The following is a 20832-nucleotide window of genomic DNA, read 5'->3' as shown; positions in this document are numbered from 1 at the left end:
CTGTTACGCGCGCCGGCCTCGACAGTTCGGTGCGCCGGCACCGCTCATCGAATGCAATCGCGATGCCACCGACGGCTCGTCTTGTTGCGGCTAGAGCGCGACTTTCTTGAAGACATCGACGAATCGATCGACGTCCTGCTCGTCGTTGTAGACATGCGGGCTGATGCGCAGGCGGCCGAGGCGCGGCGCGGCATAGACATTCTCGGCCGTCAGCTTCTGCGGCAGCTCGTCCGCCATGCCCTGGGGGAACTGCAGGCAGAGCAGGTGCGGCGCGCGCAGCTTGCGGTCGATCACGCGCACGCCGCAATTGGCAAGTCCGTCGGCCAAGCGGTCTGTCAGCATGGCGAGACGCGCGACGATGGGATCGTTGCCCCAGCCCGCCATCATTTCCATGCCGACTGCCGCCATTTCGAGCGTGATGAAATGGTCGCGCTCGCCCATGTCGTAGCGGCGCGCGCCGTCGGCATAGGACAGATCGCGGAAATAGACCTTCTGCTCCGCAGCCACGCCCTTGCGGGCCGGCGCCGTCTGCTCCAGCGGCACGCCATTCTGGTGTCGCTTGGCGACATACAGGAAGGCGCGGCCGTAGGGACCCAGCACCCACTTGTAGGTCGGGAAGATCAGGAAGTCGGGATCGAGCGTCTTGACGTCGATGCGGCGGACGCCGGCATCGTGCGTGGCATCGACCAGGAACGCCGCGCCCGCCTGGCGCGCCGCTTCGGCAATGCGCGGCAGGTCTATGGCGCCGCCATCCGACCAGTGCACGGACGAGATCGAGACGAGGGAGAGAGGCGCTGCATCCTTGCGGGCCATCGCCTCCAGCACCGCAGAGGTCCAGTCGTCGTCGCCGGGCTGCTTCACCTGCTCGACGGTGAAGCCGCCTTGTTCGGCGCGGCTCATCCATTCGAGCACGGGAGAGGTGTGGTCGTCCTGCAGCACCAGCACGCGGCTGCCCCGCGGCAGGCTCATCACCTTGCCCGCCGTCGAAACGCCGTAGCCGACGGACGGGATCAGCGCGATATCGACGGCATCCGCGCCGATCAATGCCGCTGCCGCACGACGCGCGCGCTCGTACTGCTTCGCCATGAAATCCGCGTCGAGTTTCCACGGCTGGCCCTTGCGCGCCACGCCGAGGCGGCCTGCCTCCTGCACGGCAAGCGGCAGCGGGCTCCACGCGGCCGCATTGAGAAAGCAGACATCGCGCGGAATGTCGAACAGATCGCGTTGGCAAGGGAGCATCGGACCGCCATCGGTGAAGGAGGCGTCGAGCCTAGGCCAATCGCCGACAAAGAAAAAGGACGCTCGTCTCGCGACGAACGCCCTCTTTGTTCTTTGGAAGTGCGAGGAAGGGAGGCGTTAGCCGTCGATCACCTTCTTCACCGCGTCCTTCGTCTTGCCGATGGCCTGCTGGGCCTCGCCCTTGCGCTCCTGGAGCGCGCCTTCGACCCGCATCTTGTCGCTGTCGATGACCTTGCCGATGCCCTGCTTGACGTTGCCGACGGCCTCGTTGGTGACGCCCTTGATCTTGTCGGTCGTGCTGCTCATGAGCTTTCTCCTCTGTCGAATGGTTGTGGCTCTACAACGCCGGTTGCCGGCCGGCGTTGCCATACAAATTCGACTCGGGAGGCGATCCACGGTCGTGTCATCCGTTCGTCACGAACCTGGACCGTTGTCGACATATTCGCCTCGATTTTTGCCCTTCCGGGACGGGTTTTGGGAACCCGCGTCGGTTCAATTCGTTGAACAACCACGCGCTAGGAGTGGCCGCCCGAAACGGCGGTCCCCGAACCGCGGCGTGTTGCGGTCGAGAGCCTCTTCGCGCCCCAGGGCATCCAAGGCGCAGAGGGGACGAGATGGCAGCAACGGACTTCGACTACGGTACCGCGCTTTTTCTGGATCTCGACGGCACCTTACTCGAGATTGCCGCCACGCCCGAACTCGTGGTCGTGCCACCGAACCTGCCCGGCATCCTCCTGCAGCTTCAGACGCTCTTGGGCGGTGCGCTCGCCATCGTCAGCGGCCGCTCTCTCAAGACAATCGACCAGTATCTCCAGCCGCTCAAATCTGCAGCGGCGGGCGAACATGGAGTCACGCTTCGATTTACCGACGGCACCGTCGAAGAGATGCCCGCCGGCCTCGGTGTCACGCAGGCGTGGCGGGATTCGCTGGTCGCGGCGACGGAGCGATGGCCGGGCGTACTCGTCGAATCCAAACCGCACGGCTGCGCGATCCACTATCGCCTGGCGCCGGAGCGCCATGACGATGTCTGGCGCCTGGTCCGTGCGCTCGTGCCGGAGGATCATCCCTGGTTCCGTCTGATTCCGGCGCGTGAAGCGGTCGAGATCGGGCCGCGCGGCACGTCCAAGGGCCATGCGGTCGAGAGGTTGATGAAGGACAGCGCCTTCAAGGGTCGACGGCCGATCTTCATTGGCGACGATTTCACCGACGAGGCCGGCATGAGCGCGGCGCGGCGTCATGGCGGCGAAGGGCTGCGCGTGCAGGAAGTGTTCGCGGGCGACCCGGCGAAGGTGCGCGCCTGGCTGGCGCGCAATGCCGAACGGTTGGAGCGCGCCTTGAACACCACCACGTCAGGAGCATCGGTCCGTCCATGAGCACTCTCGACCTCGGCGTGATCGGCAATTGCTCGATCGCGAGCCTGATCGATCGCAACGGCCGTCATGTCTGGCACGGGCTGGGACGGCTCGACGGCGATCCCGTCTTCAACGCCCTGCTCGGCGGCAACGATCCTCAGGCGGGCTTCATGGACGCCGTCTTCGACGGGATGAAGGAGAGCCGGCAGCGCTACATTCCCAACACCGCCATTCTCGAGACCACGATCGAGTGCGCGGGCGGAACGGCGCGAATCCTGGACTTCGCGCCGCGTTTCCGGCGCTTCGGGCGCATGTTCCGGCCGCCCATGATCATGCGCCGGCTGGAGCCGGTCGCGGGCCGGCCGCGCGTCACGCTGCGCCTGCGTCCCACCTTCGACTACGGCGCGCGCAAATCGCAGGTCACGGTGGGCAGCAATCACATACGCTACTACGGCGATGCGTCGGTGCTGCGCCTCACCACCGACGCCTCGCTCAACTACGTGCTCCACGAGACCGAATTCTCGCTCGACCGGCCGCTCACCATGATCGTGGGGGCCGACGAGAGCATCACCGACAATGTCGATCAGCTGTCGCGCACCTTTCTCAGCGAGACCGAGATCTACTGGCAGGGATGGGTGCGCGACCTCAACATCCCCTTCGACTGGCAGGTCGCCGTGATCCGCGCCGCCATCACGCTGAAGCTCTGCAGCTACGAGGATACCGGCGCGGTGCTGGCCGCGCTCACGACCTCCGTTCCCGAGGCCGCCGGCACGGTGCGCAATTGGGATTACCGCTTCACCTGGTTGCGCGACGCCTTCTTCACCGTGACGGCGCTGAACCGGCTGTCGGTGACCCGCACCATGGAAAGCTATGTGCGTTTCATCATCGACGTGGTGGAGGCGGGCAGCAAGCGCGGCGAGGTCCAGGACGTCGCCCCGCTCTTTCCCATCGCGCCGGGGACCGACACGGTGGAGCGCCTGATCGACACCTTGCCGGGCTATCGCGGCTACGGGCCGGTGCGCGTCGGCAATGCCGCGGTCGGTCAGCGTCAGAACGACGTGTACGGGTCAATGGTGCTGACGGCCGCGCAGATGTTCTGGGACGAGCGCCTGCCCCGTCAGGGCGATGTCGAACTCTACCGCCAGCTTTGCGCGGTCGGCAACGAGGCACACCGCGCCGCCCTCACGCCCGACGCCGGCCTGTGGGAGTATCGCGAGCGCGAGGAGGTCCACACTTTCTCCGCCGCCATGTGCTGGGCCGCCCAGCACCGGCTCGGGATGATCGCCCGGCGGGTCGGCCTCGGCGGCGAGTCCCGCGAATGGCTCGCCAAGGCGGGTGTGCTGCGGCAGGAGATCATGCAGCGCGCCACCATGTCCGACGGCTGGCTGTCGGGCGTGCTCGACCGCGAGATGGCCGACGCGTCCAGTCTCGTACTGCCGGAGATCGGCCTGCTGCGCTCCGACGATCCGCGCTTCCACGCGACCATCGACATGGTCTCGCGCAAGCTGATGAAGAACGGCTTCATCATGCGCTACATCGAGGCCGACGATTTCGGCGCGCCGTCCAACGCCTTCCTGCTCTGCACCTTCTGGTACATCGATGCGCTGGCCAGCGTCGGTCGCCGCGAGGAGGCGCTGGAACTGTTCAACAACGTGCTGAGCCGCCGCAACCATGTCGGCCTGCTGTCGGAAGATCTCGATCCGCGCACCGGCGAACTGTGGGGCAACTTCCCGCAGACCTACAGCCAGGTCGGCCTGATCCTGTCGGCCATGCGGCTCTCGCGGAGCTGGGAGGAGGGGCTGTGGCACGCCTCGTAATCGTCTCCAACCGCGTGCCCGTTCCCAAGGCGCGGGGCACCGCCGCGGGCGGCCTGGCCGTCGCGCTGCGCGATCTGCTGACGCCCGGCGCGATGTGGTTCGGCTGGAGCGGCCGTCTCACCGCCGAGCCCTCGACACAGCCCGCGATCGTCGAGGCGCGCGGGGTCACCTACGCCACGGTCGACCTCACGCCCGATGCCTATCGCGGCTTCTATGTCGGATTCTCCAACGCGGCCTTGTGGCCGCTGCTGCACTTCCGCCTGGGGCTGATGCATTTCCGTCGCGAGGATTACGAAGGCTACCTCTCGGTCAATCGCTCCTTCGCCTCGTCGCTGGCGCCGCTGCTGCAGGGCGACGACACGGTGTGGGCGCACGACTATCATCTCATTCCCTTCGCCCGCCTGCTGCGCAAGCAAGGCTTCGAAGGCCGTATCGGGTTTTTCCTGCACGTTCCGTTCGTGCCGCCATCGATGCTCGAGGCCATGCCGGTGGCGCGCGAGCTGGTGGCCGATCTCTGCGCCTACGACGTGGTGGGCTTCCAGACCGAGGAACATGCGCGCGATTTTCGCGACTGCGCGCAGCGCCTGCTGGGCGCGACGGTCGACGGCGAGTGGATCCGGCTGGCCGGGCGCCGCGTGCGTGCCTTCGCCGATCCGATCGGCATTGATGCCCAGGGGTTCGCCCAGGACGCCGTACGTGCCGAGGGCGACAAGGAGGTGCTGCGGGTTGCCGAAAGCCTGTCGAACCGCGCCCTCGCCATCGGCGTCGACCGGCTGGATTATTCCAAAGGCCTGCCGCACCGCTTCGAGGCCTTCGGCCGTTTGATCGAGAAGCATCCCGAGCACAAGAGGAAGATTCACTTCCTGCAGATCTGCCCGCGTTCGCGCGAGGAGGTCGACGAGTATCGCAAGCTGCGCACCGAGCTCGACCGGCTGGCCGGACGCATCAACGGCCGCTTCTCGGAGTTCGACTGGACGCCGTTGCGCTATTCGACGCGCGGTGCGCCGCGCTCCACGCTGGCGGGCCTCTATCGTCTCGGACGCATCGGCGTCGTGACGCCGCTGCGCGACGGCATGAACCTGGTGGCCAAGGAGTTCGTCGCCGCCCAGTCGGACGAGGATCCCGGCGTGCTGGTCCTGTCGCAATTCGCCGGCGCCGCCCAGGATCTCACCGAGGCGCTGATCGTCAATCCGTTCGATCCCGATGCCATCGCCGATGCGATGCATGTCGCCCTGTCGATGCCGCTGTCGGAGCGACAGGAGCGGCAGAGCGTGCTCCGCGAAAAGGTCATGCGCACGACCGCGGATGCCTATTGCCGGCGCTTCATCGAAGCCCTCGAAGCGCCGGTAATCGCGCGCGCCGCCTAGGTCTAGGAAACCAGCCCGAACGCCGCCGGATAGACGACGAGTCCGTCGTCGCCGTCGAGGGCGCCGGGCACCAGTTCCAGGGCCATGAACGAATCGCCGTCGAAAGGACTGTCGAGGCCGCTGGCCAGTTCGGCCGAAAAGCCGAAGCGCGGATAGTAGTCGGGATCGCCGAGCACCACGACGGCCTGCCATTCCCGGCGCCGCGCCAATTCGAGGCCGGCTTCGACCAGGGCGGTGCCGATGCCGGCCTGCTGGTGATCCGGATGGACGCACATCGGTGCCAGCGACAAGGTCGGCACGGCATCGTCGTCGACCATCGTCGTCAGTGCGCTGAACAGGATGTGGCCGACGAGGACGCCGTCCTCGACCGCCACCAGCTCCACCGCGTCGATGAACGCCTCGCGCAGCTCGTCGATCAGCCTGGACTCGAACGGGCCGCCGAACACCAGATCGTTCAGGTTCCGGATCGCCGCGTCGTCTTCCGGCTCGCGCTCGCGGATCACCACATGGTGGCCGCTGCCCGGCCCGGCCATTCGCGATCGTAGGTTTCGCCGCCGACGCTCTCGTTGCTCAGCGCGGCCAGGATCTGGCCGGCGCTCGGCAGCGACTTCGGATCGACATGTCGTTCGGGATTCCACAGCTCGGAGCGGACGAGCGCGCGGGCGCACTGGAAGTAGACCGCATCGACCTCGATCACGGCCACGGACCGCGGTGCCTTCTCCTCGACGGCGAAGGACTCGAGAAGGTCGGGGGCGACGCTGAGATGGGCGCGGCCGTTGACCCGCAACGTGTTGCCGACGCCGGGGATCATGAACAGGAGCGCGACCCGGGGATCGCGCACGATGTTGCGCAGCGAATCGATGCGGTTGTTGCCGCGCCGGTCCGGCAGCATCAGCGTCTTCTCGTCGTGCACCCGCACGAAGCCCGGACGATCGCCACGCGGCGAGCAGTCGAGACCCTCGGGGCCGGATGTCGCCAGCGCCGCATAGGGCGACGCCTCGATGTAGGCGCGGTAGTGCGGCGTGATCCAGTTCACTTCCTTGACCGTCGACGCCTCGACCGGCCGCCCGTAGATCGCCTCGAGCTCGGCTTCCGTTCTCAGGATGTCGGACATGCTGTCTCCGCTACTTCAGCGATGCTTGAAACGTCAGAGCTTCGAGTTGCAATACTGCGTCGAGTGGCGGTGTCAAAGTGAAGAGTCCGGGCTGGCGCGAAAAGTCGTGGAGCCGATACAATCGGAATGCGTCGGGGCGCTCTTTGGCAACTTCATTTTCGTTTCGGGTCAGATAGAACGGCGTCGTACTGCCGCCGCGGGTCGTCTTCACTTCAATCCAACGCTCCGCGCCGCTCTTGTCGTAGGACCTTATGTCATAACCGGCGCCGTCCCCATCCTCCTGTGAAACCCATCTGACCTTTCGAGCGAGGTCCTTGCGATCCCCGTTGATGAGAATTTGCTTCTCACGCTCGTAGATCAGCTGCTCTCCGGCGAAACCGAGAGAACGGTTAAGTTGGTCGCGCAGCGCCGGATCGAACTTCCGGGCAACGCGCTCGAACGCAGTTCTGGCCCTGGGGCTGATGGGAGGCGCTGCGGGTGGCGCGCTTTCGAATAGGGACGGCGCATCGGCGAAGCCCATCAAGGGCTGTGAGATCGTCAGGGGAACGGGATCCGAATCGATCTCCAGATAGCGACCAATGGCTTCTGCAATCGCGCCCTGGAAATTCCATGCGGGAATGTAGCCGCGGATTATTGGCAGGCCGAGGCGTGTCAGTACTGCCGAGATGTTGCGATGCTTGAACTCGATCGATCCGTCCGATCGTTGGACATGTGCCTTGAGCCTACGGCGGTGCTCCGTCTTGTGGACGATTTGACCGGCCTGCTCCTCTTTCAGCATGGCGAAGTAGTCGGCAACGATGAGGTCGAGTTCAGTACTCGACCAGTCGCTCCCAGCTACTTCGGACGCAGTCATGCTCGGTCCGGCTTATGCCCATTGCGCGGGAGAGGTGCCGAGCGGTTCGGCGGGACGGGCGTAGTAGGCCGGCGTCTCGCCGAGCTGCACCACCGGCTTCAGGTGACGCAGACGGCCGAGCGGGCCGACGCTCTCGGTGAGGAGCGGCAGCAGCGTGGCCTCGGGCAGCTCCGCGGCGCCCTGCGAGGCATCGACGGTGCCGAGGCCGGCGAGCCAGTGGGCGACCTGGACCAGCGAGACGCGAACCTGCCACGAGCCGCCCTGTTCGACCCGGCGGGCCAGCGCCACCAGGGCGCCCAGCGCGCCGAGATAGCCCGCAATGTAATCGAGGGCCTGGACCGGCAGGTTGCGCGGCTTGTCGAGCGAGCCCTGCGTGGCGGCAAGGCCGGTCACATTCTGCACGATCGAGTCGAAGCCGCGGCGCGACGCCCACGGGCCTTCATGGCCGTAGGCGCAGAGGCTGACGCAGACGATGCCGGGCCGCAGCGCCGCCACCTGTTCGGGCGAGAAGCCGCGGGCCGCGAGCGTGCCGGGGCGATAGCCCTGGGTGAAGATGTCCGCCTTCTTCAGGAGCGCCTTCATCGTCTCGACGCCGGCGGCCTCGCGCAGGTCGATCCAGGCGCAGCGCTTGCCGTGGCCGGTGTCCATCAGCAGCTCGGCCTGGTAGGGCAGGTGCGGGGCCGCGACGTGCAGCACGTCGGCGCCGTTCTCCGCCAGGACGCGGCCGCTGGTCGGACCGGCCAGCACCCGCGTGAGGTCGAAGGCACGCACGCCCGACAGCGGGCGCTCGCCCGCCGGCAGGGGCTCGGCCGGCGCGTCGCCGATCTTCACGATGTCGATCAGCGGCAGCTTCGCCACGGCGATCCCGTGCGGCGAGGCGTTCCATTCGTCGCGGCTGCGCGTCAGGCCGCCGACGCAGCCGCCGTCGGCAATCGCCTGCTCGATCGCGAGCCCGTCCCATTTGGCGACGGCGGCGGCCAGCGCCTCGCGCGTGTCGCCCTCGGCGCCGGCAATGCGCAGCGCGCCGGCGCGATGGTGCGGATGGTTGGTGTGGATGAACATGTGCCGGCCATCGCGCGTCGGATAGTGGCCGGACAGCGGATCCCACGACACCGGCCGCTCGCCGTTGCGCAGGACATAGGTGTTGGAGCGCAGCGAGGCGGTGGCGGCGGCGATGTCGACCGAGACCGGCTGGGGCCGGCCGGTCTTCAGCCGCCACAGGTCGGAGACGGCGAGGCCGACGGCGCCCAGCGCCGCGGCGCCGGCGGTGCCGACGCGCCACGGCGTCTGGAACACCGGATCGCCCTCCCCCGTGAGGGTAAGCCGGTCGTCGGCGCGCGGGCTGCGTCCCAGCTGGCCCAGGATCGAATAGGCCAGGTCGGTGTTCACTTTCCGCCCGCCATGATCTTGGTCAGCAGGGCCATGAACTCGTTCGGGCAGGTGATGTGCGGATTGTGGCTGGTGTCGAGCTCGTGGCAGGTCCAGCCGGCTTCGCTGCGCGCCCGGTCGGCGAACTGGCGGAACGGATCGCCCGGACCGTTGCGGGTCGCATAGATGTAATCGCGGGGCGGCAGGGGCTCCTTCGACTCGAGCTTGATCTTCTGCTCGAAGGTCTTGATCGGCTGCGGCCGGCGGCGCGGGCTGGCCCAGGCCACGTCCTCGGGCGCGGTATCCGGCGGCATCGGATTGACGGGCATCTTCCAGCCGTCGCCGTCCCGCTCCGCGCCCTTGCGCATGTTGCCTTCGGCCTTCGGTCCGACCAGGTCGAACAGGCTCTGCCCGTCCTTCGGCGCGAAGGCGTCGATGTACACGATGCGTGCAAGACGGTGAGGTATCCTGTCGGCCACGCCGGTCGCGACCATGCCGCCATAGGAATGGCCCAGCAGGACGACGTCGTTCAGATCCTCGAACTCGATCTCGGAGACGATGTCCTGGATGTGGGTCGAGAGGTCGACGTCGGGCGTGGCGAGATGGGCGCGCGCGCCGAGGCCGGTATAGGTCGGCGCATAGAACTGGTGGCCGGCCGCCTGCAGCAGGGGACGCATCTTCTTCCACGCCCAGGCCGCCGACCAGGCGCCATGCGCCAGAACGATATTTGCCATTTCCTTACCTCCCGCTGGCGAGCCGACACTTTCGATGCTACTACGACTTACTCTCAATGAGCAGCGAACCAACAATAGCACTTGGCACCGCCCGCGTGGGCTTTCGTGGGCGCATAAAAGCCATCGCCGCGGGGCGCGTCGCCGCAGGCATGTCTGCGCCCGAACTCGAACGCCGCCTCATCGAGCTGGGCTTCGTCGAAGGCGCCGATGTCGAAATCCTGCACCAGGGCCTGTTCGGCGGCGATCCGATCGCCGTGCGCGTCGCCCACACCACCATCGGCCTGCGCCGTCGCGAGGCCATGGCCATCCTCGTGAGCGTCGGAGCCGAACCGTGAGCGTCACCGCAGCCGCCGCCCCGTCCGTCGCTTCCGGCACATCCACCGCCGCCCCCGTGGTGGCTCTCGTCGGCAATCCCAATTGCGGCAAGACGGCATTGTTCAATGCGCTGACGGGCAGCCGGCAGAAGGTCGCCAACTATCCCGGCGTCACGGTCGAGAAGAAGGTCGGCCCGCTGACGACGCCCGCCGGCCGCACGGTGCGGATCGTCGACCTGCCCGGCACCTATTCGCTGCGCGCGCGCTCGCCGGACGAGGAGGTGACGCGCGACATCGTGCTGGGCCGGACCCAGAGCGACGTGATCCCCGACCTGATCGTGTGTGTGGCCGACGCCTCCAACCTGCGGCTGGCGCTGCGCCTCGTGCTCGAGCTGAAGCAGGTCGGCCGGCCGATCATGCTGTCGCTCAACATGATGGACATCGCGCGCAAGCGCGGCATCGAGATCGACGCCGAGAGGCTCAGCCGCGAACTCGGCGTTCCCGTCGTGACTTCGGTCGCGGTGCGCCGCGGCGGCACCGACGCGCTGCTGGCCGAGATCGACCGCCGCCTTGTCCTGGCAGAGCGCGCGACCGGCACGCTCTGGACCACGCCCGACGCCGCCGCCCTGCGCGGCGCCCAGCGCGAGGCGGACCGCATTCTCGCCTCCGTGGTGAAGGGGCAGGGCAAGCCCGACAGCCTGACGACGCACGTCGACGCGGTGCTGCTGCACCCGGTGGCGGGACTGGTCGTGCTGCTGGCCATCCTGTTCGTGATGTTCCAGGCGGTCTTTGCCTGGGCGCAGCCCGGCATGGATGCGATCGAGGCCGGCTTTCATGTCCTCGGCGACCTCGTCGCGGGGCTGCCGCTCCCCGAGCTGCTGAAGAGCTTCCTGAAGGACGGGCTGATCGGCGGCGTCGGCAGCGTGATCGTGTTCCTGCCGCAGATCGTCATCCTGTTCTTCTTCATCCTCGTTCTCGAGGATCTGGGATACATGGCGCGTGCGGCCTTCCTGATGGACCGCATCATGGGCGGCGCCGGCCTGCACGGGCGCGCCTTCATTCCGCTCCTGTCGTCCTTTGCCTGCGCCATCCCCGGCATCATGTCGACGCGCGTGATCGACGACCGGCGCGATCGCCTCACCACCATCCTGGTGGCGCCGCTGATGACCTGCTCGGCGCGCATCCCGGTCTATACTCTGATCATCGGGGCGTTCATTCCCGACCGCGAGGTCTGGGGCTTCGTCGGCCTGCAGGGGCTGGTGATGTTCGGCCTCTACACGGTGGGAATCGCCAGCGCGCTCGCCGTGTCGTTCGTGGTCAAGCGCGTGATTTGGCGCGGCAAGCCGGGCGAGCCCTTCATGCTCGAGCTGCCGGATTACAAGATACCGCAGGCGAAGAGCATCGCCATCGGCCTGTGGACGCGCGCCACGATCTTCCTGAAGCGTGCCGGCACGACCATCCTGTCGATGATGATCCTGATCTGGGTGCTGGCGTCGTTCCCGCAGCCGCCCGAGGGCGCGAGCGAACCCGCCATCAATTACAGCCTGGCCGCCAGGATCGGCACGGCGATCCAGCCGCTGACCGAGCCGCTGGGCTTCAACTGGCAGATCAACGTCGCGCTGATCCCCGGCATGGCGGCGCGCGAGGTCGCGGTCGGCTCGCTCGGCACGATCTACGCGATCAGCGGAGGCGAGGAAGCCACCGACAAGATCGCCGCTGCGCTCAGCTCGCAATGGAGCCTCGCCACGGCGCTGGCCTTTCTCGCCTGGTACGTGTTCGCACCGCAATGCGCCTCGACGCTGGCCGTCATCCGCCGCGAGACCGGCGGCTGGCGTTGGTTGTGGGTGACGTTCTTCTACATGCTGGCGCTGGCTTACGTGGCGGCCTTCCTCACGTACCGCATCGCCGTCGCACTTGGCGGAGGATGACGATGGCGAAGGGTCCCAAACCGCAGCGGCGCACCTTCCGCTACTGGCTGCAGCAGGTCCACCTCTGGATCGGCCTCATCCTGCTCTTGCCGCTGGTGATGATGGGCATCACCGGTGCGGTGCTGGTCTACGCGCACGATATCGAGCATCTGCTGGGGCAGGGCGAGCCCGAGGTCAGGACCACCGGCGAATGGCAGTCGGCGGCCCGGCTGATCGAGGCGGCCAAGGCCGCGAACAACGAGCCCGGCCGCGTCCCCATCGCGGTCCGCTGGCCCAACGAGGTGGGCGAGCCTGCCGCCGTACGCCTGTCGCGGCCGGGCATGGCCGGCGAGCGGCCGCAATTCCGGGGTGGCCAGCAGGCGGGCCCGCCGGGCGGCGCGCCGCCGCAACCGGGCCAGGCCGCGCAGGGACGCGTGCCGACGCAGAGTCCGTTTGCCGGCAGCCTGCAGATCCTGATCGATCCGGTGTCGCTACAGGTTCTCGGGACGCAGCAGGCCATGACGGGCTGGGTGCGCTTCTTCCACGATCTGCATGGCCACCTCTTCATCCCCGGCGGTGTCGGCCGTGAGATCGTGGGCTGGCTGGGCGTGGCGATGCTCGTGCTGGGTTGCTCCGGGCTCTATCTCTGGTGGCCCAAATCCGGCCAGTGGAAGCAGGCCTTCCTGGTCCGCCGCAAGGCCAAGGGCCTGCGCCTCAATCGCGAACTGCATGGCGCCGTCGGCATCTGGTCGCTGGTGATCTTCATGCTGGTGAACTTCACCGGCGTCTATCTCGCCTTTCCGCAGCAGATCTCGGCGGCGGTCAATCTCGTGTCGCCCGGCCGCGACATGCGCGCGGCGATGTTCCAGGCCCGGGTCGAGCCGATGCGCGGCACGCCGGCGATGGGGATCGACGAGGCGGTCGAACTGGCCTAGTCGCGCGCTCCCGGCACGCGTTTCCTGAACGCCTTCCTGCCGACCCGCCCCGACCAGGCGCTGCGCATCGGTCTGGTGCGGCCCGACTATCAGGAGGGTGCGCCCGTCGTCACGGTGATCGTCGATCCCTATCGTCGGACCGTGGTCGACGTGTTCGATCCGCTGACCATGTCGGCCGGCGAGAAGGCGATCAGCTGGCAGCGCGCGCTGCACTACGGCATCGGGCTGGGCGGAACCTACAAGTTCCTGGTCTTCCTGTCGGGTGTGATCATCCCGATCTTCGCCGTCACCGGCTTCCTGATGTGGTGGATCAAGCGCCGCAACCGCCGCGCCGGAGAACGGGCGCGGCAGGCCATCCTGCAAGGGGCCGGCCAGGCCGCCGAATAGGCCGTCTCATTTCACCAGGACGGCAGCGGTCCCTTGAAGATGAAGAAGGCACCGCCGCAGATCATCGCGAAGCCCACCAGGTGGTTCGAGGTGATGCGTTCGCCGAGATACAGGACGGAGAAGGCGGCGAACACGGTGAGCGTGATCACCTCCTGCATGGTCTTGAGTTCCGCCGCCGAGTAGACCTCATGCCCGTAGCGGTTGGCCGGAACGGCGAAACAGTATTCGACGAAGGCGATGCCCCAGCTTGCCAGCACCACCAGCCACAGCGGCTTGTCGGTGAACTTCAGATGCCCGTACCAGGCGAACGTCATGAAGACGTTGGAGACCAGCAGCAGGACGATCGGCGTGATGGTGGCGGGCAGGAAGGACATGGGTCTGACTACTCCGGTTTGATCTGAAGCTTCTTGATGAGCGGGACGACCATCCTGTCCTCCGCCTCGAACATCGCCGCGGTTTCCTGCGGGGTGGTCGGATAGGCCTCGGCCGTGAGTTCGGCGAAGCGCGCGACGACGGCGGGATCCTTGAGGACCTTGACCATCGCCTCGTTGATCTTCGCCACGACGTCGGGCGGCATCTTGGCCGGACCGAACAGGCCGGTGAAGGTGGCGAAGGTGAAGTTCTCGAGGCCCTTCACGCCGCTTTCCTTCATGGTCGGCACGTCGGGAAGCTGCGGCATGCGCTGGTCGGACGAGACGGCGATGGCGCGCAGCTTGCCCGACTTGATGTTGCCGATGGCGGCGTTGAGCTGGTCGACCTGGGCCGGCACCTGGCCTGCCATCACGTCGATCATGGCGGCGCCCGAGCCCTTGTAGTGAACCGACGTGTATTTGGTGCCGGTGGCCTCGGCGATCAGCTCGACGGCGAGATGGTTGGTGGTGCCGAGGCCGGAATCGGCCACCGCAAACTTGCCGTCCCTGCCCAGGGCAATGAAGTCGGCGAGCGTCTTGATCGGCGAGTCGGCCGGCACGACGAGCACCGCGGGCACGCGCTGGATGTGGGTGATGGGCGTGAAGGCGGTGCGCCAGTCATAGGGTGCGTTGCCATAGATGGCGGGCACCGCGACCAGCGAATTGGCCGTGACGAGCAGGCTGGTCCCGTCGGGCGCCGAGCGCGCGACGACGTCGCTGCCGATCATGCCGCTGGCGCCGGCCTTGTTCTCGACGATGACGCTCACGCCCGTCACCTCGCGCAGCTTGTCGGCGATGATCCGGGCGGTCACGTCGATGTTTCCGCCCGGCGCGTACGGCGCCATGATCTTGATCGGCTTGTCGAAGCCCTGCGCGAAGGCCGTTGCCGGCCCGACGGCGAGGCCGAGAAAGGTCGCGAAAACCGCAATCAGACGCATGGAATCCTCCCATTCATGTTTGGGAGGAACCTAGAAGAACGACTATGGCAGCGCAAAGGCTCGATCCCTGCGCTGCCCGCGTGGCGGCTCTCAGAGCGCCGGCGGCCGGTGCTGCGCCCACGGCCGTGCGGCTTCGAGCAGGGCGCCCATCCGCAGCACGTCGGTTTCCGCGCCCCACTTGCCCACGACCTGCACCGAGGTCGGCAGCCCGTCGGTGCCGAAGCCCGACGGATAGGCGCAGGCGGGGTGGCCGGTGAGGTTGAAAGGGTACTGGTAGGAGGTCCAGCCCTGGCGGGTGATGCCGCACTTCACGCCGTCGATCACGACCTCGTCGTTGGCCGCGTCGTGAGTCACGTCGAGCGCCGTGCGGGCATTGGTCGGCATCACCAGGAAGTCGTAGCGCTCGAACAGCGACTGGATCTTGCGGAACAACGTGGTGCGCGCAAACTGCGCGTTGCGGAAATCGGCCAGGGTGAACTTGGCGCCGCGCTCCATGAAGGCGAGCGTCACCGGATCCATCTGGTTCTGCCATTTCGGCAGGTACTGCGCGCAGAACACGGCGAAATTCGCCTGGTAGAGCACCCGGCCTTCGTACTCGATCCAGTCGATCTTCTCGGTGACCTCCTCGACCTCGGCGCCCATCGCCTCCCACGCCGCGAGCGCGGCCCGGGTGTTGGTGCGCACGTCGGCGGCCACGCGGGGATTGGCGGTGAGTTCGATATAGCCGATGCGCACGGCGGCGAGGTCGGCGCCCGCCAGCTTCGGCGACAGCGGCTTCTGCGATGGACCGCTCAGCGTCCAGGGATCCTTGTCGCTCGGGCCGACCAGCACGGAATGCATGATGGCGGCATCGGTGACGGAGCGCGCCAGCGGCCCGGCATAGATGTTGTTGCCGTAGGCATCGCGCGTCGTGTCGTAGGGCACGGCGCCCAGCGTCGGCTTGAGCCCGACCAGGCCCGAACAGGAGGCGGGACCGCGCACCGAGCCCGCGCCGTCGGTGCCGAGCGACAAGGGGCCGAGGCCCGCCGCCACCGCCGCCGCGCCACCGCCGCTCGAACCGCCCGGCGTGCGTTCGAGGTTCCACGGGTTGCGCGTCACGCCAAACGGCCCGTCGGTCAGGCCCTTGACGCCGAACTCGGGTGTGGTGGCCTTGGCGAAGATGACGGCGCCCGCCTTGCGCAGGCGCTGCACCAGCAGGTCGTCCGCAGCCGCCGGTCCGTTGCCCTCGAAGATCGCCGAGCCATGGCGCGTCGGCACGCCCTCGACATCGACCAGATCCTTCACGCTGATCGGCACGCCGTGCAGCGGCCCCAGAGCTTCACCGCGTGTGACGGCTTCCTCGGCCTTCTTGGCGTCGCGCCTTGCCTGATCGACCGCGACCTCGCGGAAGCAGTTGATTTTCGGGTTGGCCCGCTCGGTCGCTTTCAGCACCGCGTCGAGATATTCGACGGGCGAAAGCTTCTTCGTGCGGATGAGGGCGGCCGCCTGAACGGCCGGGGTGAAGAGGAGATCTGTGTCGGTCATGGCGCGCACCATATCGGCCTCCAATTTGCTTGGGAACGTTTCGATGCCGAAGTCGCTGACCCTTGACGAAATGAACCGGTATGAACGCGACGGCTTCGTCTTTCCGCTGCGCGTCCTGCCGGCGGAGCGGGCACGTGCCTATCGCGCCCGGCTCGAAGCCTCTGAACAGGCTGTGGGCGGCGCCTTCGTCGGCATCTACACCCAGAAGCCGCACCTGTTGTTCACCTGGCTTGATGAACTGGTTCGCGAGCCGGCGATCCTCGACGTCGTGGAAGACTTGATCGGGCCCGACCTGTTGCTGTGGTCGACCGAGTTCTTCATCAAGAATCCCGGCGATGGCCGCTTTGTCACCTGGCACCAGGACGACACCTATTGGCACATCGAGCCGACCACGCAGGTCACCGCCTGGATCGCCCTCGATGACGTGCCCCTGGCGAGCGGGCCGGTGCGCTACCTCCCGGGCAGCCATTGCGACGCGCGGCTGCCCATCGTCAACCAGCCAAGCCCGGACAACATGCTCATCAGCGGGCAGATTGCGCAGAACGTCGATTCCGCCCGCGCGATCGATGCCGTTCTCGCCGCCGGCGAAATGGCGATCCACCACACCGGCACATTGCACGAGTCGGCGCCGAACCGATGGACCGATCGGCGGGTCGGGATCGCCGCCCGCTTCGTTCCCACCAGCGTCCGCTCCCTGAAAGGCCGCGAATCGGCGCTTCTGGTCCGCGGTACGGATCGGCACGGCCATTTCGACCACGAGGCCCGCCCCGCGGCCGACCTCGATGGCGCCGCCCGGGCGGCACATGCCGAGGCAGTCGAGAAGCGGCTGCGCAACATGCATGGGGATGCGGCACGCGCTTTGCAGTCCTGACGTTATCGCCGTCCCGCAGGAGCGCCTCACATGATCTTCAATCGACTGGGCGTCGGCCCTCTGACGGCCCTTGCGGCGTTGCTCGCGGCCACCGCACCTGCCAGCGCACAGGACTGCAAGGTCAAGGTCGCCGACTCATTGCTGGTGAAGCCCGGCACTCTGGTGATGTCGATCAATCCCACCCTGCCGCCCGTCCAATGGGTGGATGACAAGGGGCAGTTGCGCGGCCTCCATGTCGAACTGGGCGATGCGATCGCCCGCAAGCTTTGCCTCAAGCCTGAACACGTGCGTGTCGAGTTCTCGGTCATGGTACCGGGCGTGCAAAGCGGCCGGTGGGACATGATCAATACAGGCATGTTCTTCACCGAGGATCGCGCCAAGATCATGCAGCTCGTGCGTTACGGCTACGACGGCATCAGCATCTCGGCTCAGGCCGGCAATCCGCTCAAGATCACCAAGCCGGAAGATCTCGCCGGTCGCTCGGTCAGCGTCGAGCTGGGGGGCGCTCCCGAGCGACGGGCGCGCGAATTGTCCAAAACGCTGGAGGAGAAGGGCCTCAAGCCCCTCACGATTCGGACCTTCGAGAATTTCGCGGCGGCCTATCAGGCGCTGCGCGCGGGCCAGGTCGAGGCTGCCGTCAGCGTCGACGCGGTCGCGCGCCTGTACGGAGAGAAGGGAGACTTCGCCGAGGCGATCACGGGCCTCTACCCGACGGTCATCGCCTTCGGACTGTCCAAGAAGCAGCTGGCCGAATATGTCGCCGGAGCACTGCAGGAGCTGAAGGCCGAGGGCACCTACCAGAAGATGTTCACCGCCTACGGCCGCAAGCTCTACGAGGAGCCTTTCGACGTCAAAGGTCCCTGAGAGTCTGGCAGGAACCGCCCGCGGGCTGCTGACGATGTGAAACCGCGGCGAGCGCCAATCTCGACACGTCCGCGGGGGTGCGCTACGCCCGCACCCGATGTTTTCGCTTCCCGTAATGGCGGCACTCGCGGTCGTGGCCGTCGTGACCTCGTTCGTCTCCGGCATCTTCGGCATGGCGGGCGGGATGCTGTTGATCGGCTTCCTGCTGGTCCTGCTGCCGGTCCCGGTGGCCATGGTGTTCCACGGCGTCATCCAGATCGCGGCCAACGGCTGGCGCGCCTGGCTGTGGCGCCATCACGTGAACTGGAACGTCGTGCTGCAGTTCGGCGCCGGGGCCGGCTCCTCGCTGATCGTGTTCTCCTTCTTCGATTTCGTGCCCGACAAGGCGCTGGTGCTGATGGCCGTCGGGCTGACGCCGTTCATCGCGCTCGCGGTGCCGCAGCGCATCGCGCCCAACATCGAGCGCGGCGGGCAGGCCTTTCTGGCGGGCGCGATCGGCGGCGCGATCCAGCTCGTCTCGGGCGTGACCGGTCCGCTGCTCGACATCTTCTATGTCCGCACCGGCATGACGCGGCAGGTCAACGTCGCCACCAAGGCGGCGGCCCAGGTGCTGGGACACCTGACCAAGGTCCTCTACTTCGCGATGGTGATCGAGGGCCCGGCCGGGCGCGATCTCGAACAGTGGCTGGTCATGGGCTACGCCGCGGTCTTCGCCGTGATCGGCACCACCTTGTCGCGCAGCTTCCTCGACCGCATGTCGGACAAGCAGTTCTATCACTGGACGCGCCGTGTGATCCTGGCGCTCGGCGCGGTGTACATAGGGCAGGGCCTCTGGCTGATGGTGACGCGATGAGTGACGTGAAGGATCAGGTCCGGGCCCTGCTCGACCGGCTGCCGGACGATTGCACGTTTGCCGACGTGCAGCGCGCCCTCGCGGTCATGGTGTGGCCCAAGCGCGACGACGGCAGCCTCGAGCCGCCCAAGCGCCTGGACCCGGAAGAAGTGAAGCGCCGCCTGCGCGAATGGATGAAATCGGAGGGAGAGAAATGAAGGACCGCGTCTCGATCGACTTCAAGGACGGCGTCGCCGACGTCCGCCTGATCCGCGCCGACAAGATGAACGCGCTCGATCCTGCGATGTTCGAAGGCATCATCGAGGCGGGCGCGAAGCTTGCCGCCATGCCGGGCCTGCGCTGCGTCGTGCTGTCGGGCGAGGGCAAGGCCTTCTGTGCCGGCCTCGACATGGGCAGCTTCGCCGCGATGAAGGCCGAAGGCGACGCGGTGCCCGGCGTCCGCGACCTCACCAAGCGCACCCACGGCATCGCCAACCGGCCGCAGCAATGCGCCTGGCTGTGGCGCGAGCTGCCGGTACCGGTGATCGCCGCCGTCCATGGCGTGGCGTTCGGCGGCGGCTTCCAGATCGCGCTGGGCCCGGACATCCGCTACGCCACCGCCGATGCGCGCTTCTCGGTGATGGAGATCAAGTGGGGCCTGGTGCCCGACCTCGCCGGCACGCAGCTCATGCGCCATCTGGCGCGCGAGGATGTCGTGCGCGAGCTCACCTACACCGGCCGCATCTTCAACGGCGTCGAGGCCCGCGAGATGGGCTTCGTGACGAAGGTGGTCGACGACCCGCGCGCCGCGGCGCTGGAGACGGCGCGCGAGATCGCTTCCAAGAGCCCCGACGCGATGCGCGCCAACAAGCGGCTGCTCAACGCCGCCGTCGCGACCGATGCCGCCTCGGGCCTGATGATGGAATCAGTGGAACAGCAGAAGCTGATCGGCTCGCCCAACCAGCTCGAAGCCATCATGTCGAACCTCCAGAAGCGCGCCGCGAACTACAGGGATTGATCGAACGGTTTCACCCAAACGACCTCATCCTGAGGAGGTGCGCGCAGCGCGCCGTCTCGAAGGATGGGCAACAGGCGTGGTGCTCGTGCCCACCCTTCGAGACGCGCTCCTGCGGCGCGCTCCTCAGGGTGAGGTGATGTTGGCGAAGGTGGCGGCGGGTGGCCGCTATCGCCCCGTGAACACCGGCTTGCGCTTCTCGACGAAGGACGCCACCGCTTCCTTGTGATCGGCGGTGCGCGACGACTGGACCAGGCGCTCGGCCTCGCGATAGTGCGCGTCCGCGTAATTGATGTGCAGCGCCTCGTCGAGATTGTCCTTCATGTGGCGCAGCGCCACCCGCGGCCCCTCGGCCAGCGACTTGGCGAAGGCGAAAGCCTCGTCCTGCAGCTTGGCATCGTCGACCACGCGATTGACGAGACCGATCTGCTCGCAGCGCTCGGCGCCGACCTTCTCGGAGGTGAACATCAGCTCGCGCGCCCGCATCGGGCCCACGGTGCGGGTCAGCAGCCAGGAGATGCCGTAGTCGCCCGAGAGGCCGATCTTGGCGTAGCCGGTGGTGCAGAAGGCCGACTTCGCCGCAATGCGGATGTCGCAGGCCAGCGCGATGGCCAGGCCCGCGCCCGCCGCGGCGCCCGGGAGTGCTGCGATGGTGGGCTTGCGGACGGCGACCAGCGCCCCGGTGAGATGCGTCTGGCGCCAGCGCAGGTCGGCCAGCCGCTCCTCGTAGCTCATCTGGCCGCGCGGGCCGCGGCCGCCCATGCCCTTCACGTCGCCACCGCTGCAGAAGGCGGTGCCGGCGCCGGTGATCAGCAGCGCACCGACGGCATCGTCGTCGCCGCGCGCCTTGATCTGGTTGCGCAGCGCCTCGGTGAGGTCGGGCGACATCGCATTGCGTGCCTCGGGGCGGTTCAGCGTGATCAGCGCGACGCCGTCGCGGACGCTGCACAAGAGTTCGGTTGTGCCGGTATCGATTTCCATGTGACCTTCT

General features: G+C 67.3%; 23 protein-coding genes. 12 read left to right on the top strand and 11 right to left on the bottom strand.

Going from position 1 to position 20832, the window contains the following annotated elements:
• Positions 1-90: 90 nt before the first annotated feature.
• On the bottom strand, positions 91-1239 hold the full coding sequence (locus tag ACP15H_RS18895) for an aminotransferase class V-fold PLP-dependent enzyme (protein WP_425067698.1): 1149 nt from the start codon (positions 1237-1239) through the stop codon (positions 91-93).
• Positions 1240-1356: 117 nt separating this feature from the next.
• On the bottom strand, positions 1357-1545 hold the full coding sequence (locus ACP15H_RS18890) for a CsbD family protein (protein WP_425067697.1): 189 nt from the start codon (positions 1543-1545) through the stop codon (positions 1357-1359).
• 308 nt (positions 1546-1853) lie between these two features.
• Between ACP15H_RS18890 and otsB the strand changes: the two genes are divergently transcribed.
• From otsB to ACP15H_RS18875, 3 genes are read left to right on the top strand one after another with little or no spacing between them, the layout of a single operon-like run.
• Complete coding sequence (gene otsB / locus ACP15H_RS18885) at positions 1854-2612, top strand: trehalose-phosphatase (RefSeq protein WP_425067696.1); 759 nt, start codon at positions 1854-1856, stop codon at positions 2610-2612.
• Positions 2609-4408, top strand: coding sequence for a glycoside hydrolase family 15 protein (locus tag ACP15H_RS18880; RefSeq protein ID WP_425067695.1), 1800 nt, complete (start codon positions 2609-2611; stop codon positions 4406-4408). Before otsB ends, ACP15H_RS18880 begins: the two co-directional genes overlap by 4 nt.
• Entirely contained in the window at positions 4393-5775 is a 1383-nt protein-coding gene (locus ACP15H_RS18875) for an alpha,alpha-trehalose-phosphate synthase (UDP-forming) (RefSeq protein ID WP_425067694.1), read from the top strand. Before ACP15H_RS18880 ends, ACP15H_RS18875 begins: the two co-directional genes overlap by 16 nt.
• A 2-nt stretch (positions 5776-5777) precedes the next feature.
• Here the strand turns inward: ACP15H_RS18875 and ACP15H_RS18870 are convergent, their stop codons facing one another.
• From ACP15H_RS18870 to ACP15H_RS18850, 5 genes are read right to left on the bottom strand one after another with little or no spacing between them, the layout of a single operon-like run.
• Positions 5778-6308, bottom strand: a complete 531-nt coding sequence (locus ACP15H_RS18870; protein WP_425067693.1) for a GNAT family N-acetyltransferase — start codon at positions 6306-6308, stop codon at positions 5778-5780.
• Positions 6275-6889: a pyridoxamine 5'-phosphate oxidase family protein gene (locus ACP15H_RS18865; protein WP_425067692.1), complete on the bottom strand. Its 615-nt coding sequence runs from the start codon at positions 6887-6889 to the stop codon at positions 6275-6277. The genes ACP15H_RS18870 and ACP15H_RS18865 overlap by 34 nt, the downstream gene beginning before the upstream one ends.
• Positions 6890-6899: 10 nt before the next feature.
• Complete coding sequence (locus tag ACP15H_RS18860) at positions 6900-7742, bottom strand: DUF3883 domain-containing protein (RefSeq protein WP_425067691.1); 843 nt, start codon at positions 7740-7742, stop codon at positions 6900-6902.
• 12 nt (positions 7743-7754) lie between these two features.
• Positions 7755-9131, bottom strand: a complete 1377-nt coding sequence (locus ACP15H_RS18855; RefSeq protein WP_425067690.1) for a CoA transferase — start codon at positions 9129-9131, stop codon at positions 7755-7757.
• Positions 9128-9844 (bottom strand): alpha/beta hydrolase, encoded by a 717-nt coding sequence (locus tag ACP15H_RS18850; RefSeq protein WP_425067689.1) that lies wholly within the window; start codon positions 9842-9844, stop codon positions 9128-9130. The genes ACP15H_RS18855 and ACP15H_RS18850 overlap by 4 nt, the downstream gene beginning before the upstream one ends.
• A gap of 56 nt (positions 9845-9900) precedes the next feature.
• Between ACP15H_RS18850 and ACP15H_RS18845 the strand changes: the two genes are divergently transcribed.
• The 4 genes from ACP15H_RS18845 to ACP15H_RS18830 all read left to right on the top strand — a co-directional run bounded on the left by ACP15H_RS18845 (position 9901) and on the right by ACP15H_RS18830 (position 13387).
• A complete protein-coding gene (locus tag ACP15H_RS18845) occupies positions 9901-10179 on the top strand; it encodes a FeoA family protein (RefSeq protein ID WP_425067688.1) in 279 nt (92 codons plus the stop codon).
• A gap of 56 nt (positions 10180-10235) precedes the next feature.
• Entirely contained in the window at positions 10236-12086 is a 1851-nt protein-coding gene (gene feoB / locus ACP15H_RS18840) for a ferrous iron transport protein B (protein WP_425069928.1), read from the top strand.
• Positions 12087-12088: 2 nt separating this feature from the next.
• Positions 12089-13000 (top strand): PepSY-associated TM helix domain-containing protein, encoded by a 912-nt coding sequence (locus ACP15H_RS18835; protein WP_425067687.1) that lies wholly within the window; start codon positions 12089-12091, stop codon positions 12998-13000.
• Between the two features lie 75 nt (positions 13001-13075).
• The gene (locus ACP15H_RS18830; protein ID WP_425067686.1) at positions 13076-13387 is read left to right on the top strand and encodes a PepSY domain-containing protein; all 312 of its coding nucleotides are present in this window, start codon (positions 13076-13078) and stop codon (positions 13385-13387) included.
• A gap of 11 nt (positions 13388-13398) precedes the next feature.
• Here the strand turns inward: ACP15H_RS18830 and ACP15H_RS18825 are convergent, their stop codons facing one another.
• From ACP15H_RS18825 to ACP15H_RS18815, 3 genes are all read right to left on the bottom strand, one after another.
• The gene (locus tag ACP15H_RS18825) at positions 13399-13761 is read right to left on the bottom strand and encodes a DMT family protein (RefSeq protein ID WP_425067685.1); all 363 of its coding nucleotides are present in this window, start codon (positions 13759-13761) and stop codon (positions 13399-13401) included.
• Positions 13762-13769: 8 nt separating this feature from the next.
• Positions 13770-14735, bottom strand: coding sequence for a Bug family tripartite tricarboxylate transporter substrate binding protein (locus ACP15H_RS18820; protein ID WP_425067684.1), 966 nt, complete (start codon positions 14733-14735; stop codon positions 13770-13772).
• A 90-nt stretch (positions 14736-14825) separates the two neighbouring features.
• Positions 14826-16259, bottom strand: a complete 1434-nt coding sequence (locus ACP15H_RS18815) for an amidase (protein WP_425067683.1) — start codon at positions 16257-16259, stop codon at positions 14826-14828.
• A gap of 43 nt (positions 16260-16302) precedes the next feature.
• On the opposite strand from ACP15H_RS18815, the gene ACP15H_RS18810 reads away from it, so the two are divergent.
• The 5 genes from ACP15H_RS18810 to ACP15H_RS18790 all read left to right on the top strand — a co-directional run bounded on the left by ACP15H_RS18810 (position 16303) and on the right by ACP15H_RS18790 (position 19844).
• A complete protein-coding gene (locus ACP15H_RS18810) occupies positions 16303-17130 on the top strand; it encodes a phytanoyl-CoA dioxygenase family protein (RefSeq protein WP_425067682.1) in 828 nt (275 codons plus the stop codon).
• A 30-nt stretch (positions 17131-17160) separates the two neighbouring features.
• Positions 17161-17994 (top strand): ABC transporter substrate-binding protein, encoded by an 834-nt coding sequence (locus ACP15H_RS18805; RefSeq protein WP_425067681.1) that lies wholly within the window; start codon positions 17161-17163, stop codon positions 17992-17994.
• Between the two features lie 115 nt (positions 17995-18109).
• The gene (locus tag ACP15H_RS18800) at positions 18110-18847 is read left to right on the top strand and encodes a TSUP family transporter (RefSeq protein ID WP_425067680.1); all 738 of its coding nucleotides are present in this window, start codon (positions 18110-18112) and stop codon (positions 18845-18847) included.
• Positions 18844-19044 carry a hypothetical protein gene (locus ACP15H_RS18795; protein ID WP_298314475.1) on the top strand — a complete coding sequence of 67 codons (201 nt, stop codon included), beginning with the start codon at positions 18844-18846 and terminating at the stop codon, positions 19042-19044. Before ACP15H_RS18800 ends, ACP15H_RS18795 begins: the two co-directional genes overlap by 4 nt.
• Positions 19041-19844, top strand: coding sequence for a crotonase/enoyl-CoA hydratase family protein (locus ACP15H_RS18790; RefSeq protein WP_425067679.1), 804 nt, complete (start codon positions 19041-19043; stop codon positions 19842-19844). Before ACP15H_RS18795 ends, ACP15H_RS18790 begins: the two co-directional genes overlap by 4 nt.
• Before the next feature lie 165 nt (positions 19845-20009).
• Here ACP15H_RS18790 and ACP15H_RS18785 read toward each other — a convergent pair whose 3' ends face one another.
• Positions 20010-20822, bottom strand: coding sequence for an enoyl-CoA hydratase-related protein (locus ACP15H_RS18785; RefSeq protein WP_425067678.1), 813 nt, complete (start codon positions 20820-20822; stop codon positions 20010-20012).
• Positions 20823-20832: the final 10 nt, after the last annotated feature.

The organism is Reyranella sp., assembly GCF_965249915.1.
In the GTDB taxonomy this organism is placed as follows: Bacteria; Pseudomonadota; Alphaproteobacteria; order Reyranellales; family Reyranellaceae; genus Reyranella.
Note: the sequence above shows the minus strand (reverse complement) of the source record. Positions and strands in the feature narration are given on the sequence as shown.

Coding starts and splice junctions, on each gene's coding strand:
- ACP15H_RS18895 (WP_425067698.1), bottom strand. CDS start 1,239: ATGCTCCCTTGCCAACGCGATCTGTTCGACATTCCGCGCGATGTCTGC.
- ACP15H_RS18890 (WP_425067697.1), bottom strand. CDS start 1,545: ATGAGCAGCACGACCGACAAGATCAAGGGCGTCACCAACGAGGCCGTC.
- otsB (WP_425067696.1), top strand. CDS start 1,854: ATGGCAGCAACGGACTTCGACTACGGTACCGCGCTTTTTCTGGATCTC.
- ACP15H_RS18880 (WP_425067695.1), top strand. CDS start 2,609: ATGAGCACTCTCGACCTCGGCGTGATCGGCAATTGCTCGATCGCGAGC.
- ACP15H_RS18870 (WP_425067693.1), bottom strand. CDS start 6,308: ATGGCCGGGCCGGGCAGCGGCCACCATGTGGTGATCCGCGAGCGCGAG.
- ACP15H_RS18865 (WP_425067692.1), bottom strand. CDS start 6,889: ATGTCCGACATCCTGAGAACGGAAGCCGAGCTCGAGGCGATCTACGGG.
- ACP15H_RS18860 (WP_425067691.1), bottom strand. CDS start 7,742: ATGACTGCGTCCGAAGTAGCTGGGAGCGACTGGTCGAGTACTGAACTC.
- ACP15H_RS18850 (WP_425067689.1), bottom strand. CDS start 9,844: ATGGCAAATATCGTTCTGGCGCATGGCGCCTGGTCGGCGGCCTGGGCG.
- ACP15H_RS18845 (WP_425067688.1), top strand. CDS start 9,901: ATGAGCAGCGAACCAACAATAGCACTTGGCACCGCCCGCGTGGGCTTT.
- ACP15H_RS18835 (WP_425067687.1), top strand. CDS start 12,089: ATGGCGAAGGGTCCCAAACCGCAGCGGCGCACCTTCCGCTACTGGCTG.
- ACP15H_RS18825 (WP_425067685.1), bottom strand. CDS start 13,761: ATGTCCTTCCTGCCCGCCACCATCACGCCGATCGTCCTGCTGCTGGTC.
- ACP15H_RS18820 (WP_425067684.1), bottom strand. CDS start 14,735: ATGCGTCTGATTGCGGTTTTCGCGACCTTTCTCGGCCTCGCCGTCGGG.
- ACP15H_RS18815 (WP_425067683.1), bottom strand. CDS start 16,259: ATGACCGACACAGATCTCCTCTTCACCCCGGCCGTTCAGGCGGCCGCC.
- ACP15H_RS18810 (WP_425067682.1), top strand. CDS start 16,303: ATGCCGAAGTCGCTGACCCTTGACGAAATGAACCGGTATGAACGCGAC.
- ACP15H_RS18805 (WP_425067681.1), top strand. CDS start 17,161: ATGATCTTCAATCGACTGGGCGTCGGCCCTCTGACGGCCCTTGCGGCG.
- ACP15H_RS18800 (WP_425067680.1), top strand. CDS start 18,110: ATGGCGGCACTCGCGGTCGTGGCCGTCGTGACCTCGTTCGTCTCCGGC.
- ACP15H_RS18795 (WP_298314475.1), top strand. CDS start 18,844: ATGAGTGACGTGAAGGATCAGGTCCGGGCCCTGCTCGACCGGCTGCCG.
- ACP15H_RS18790 (WP_425067679.1), top strand. CDS start 19,041: ATGAAGGACCGCGTCTCGATCGACTTCAAGGACGGCGTCGCCGACGTC.
- ACP15H_RS18785 (WP_425067678.1), bottom strand. CDS start 20,822: ATGGAAATCGATACCGGCACAACCGAACTCTTGTGCAGCGTCCGCGAC.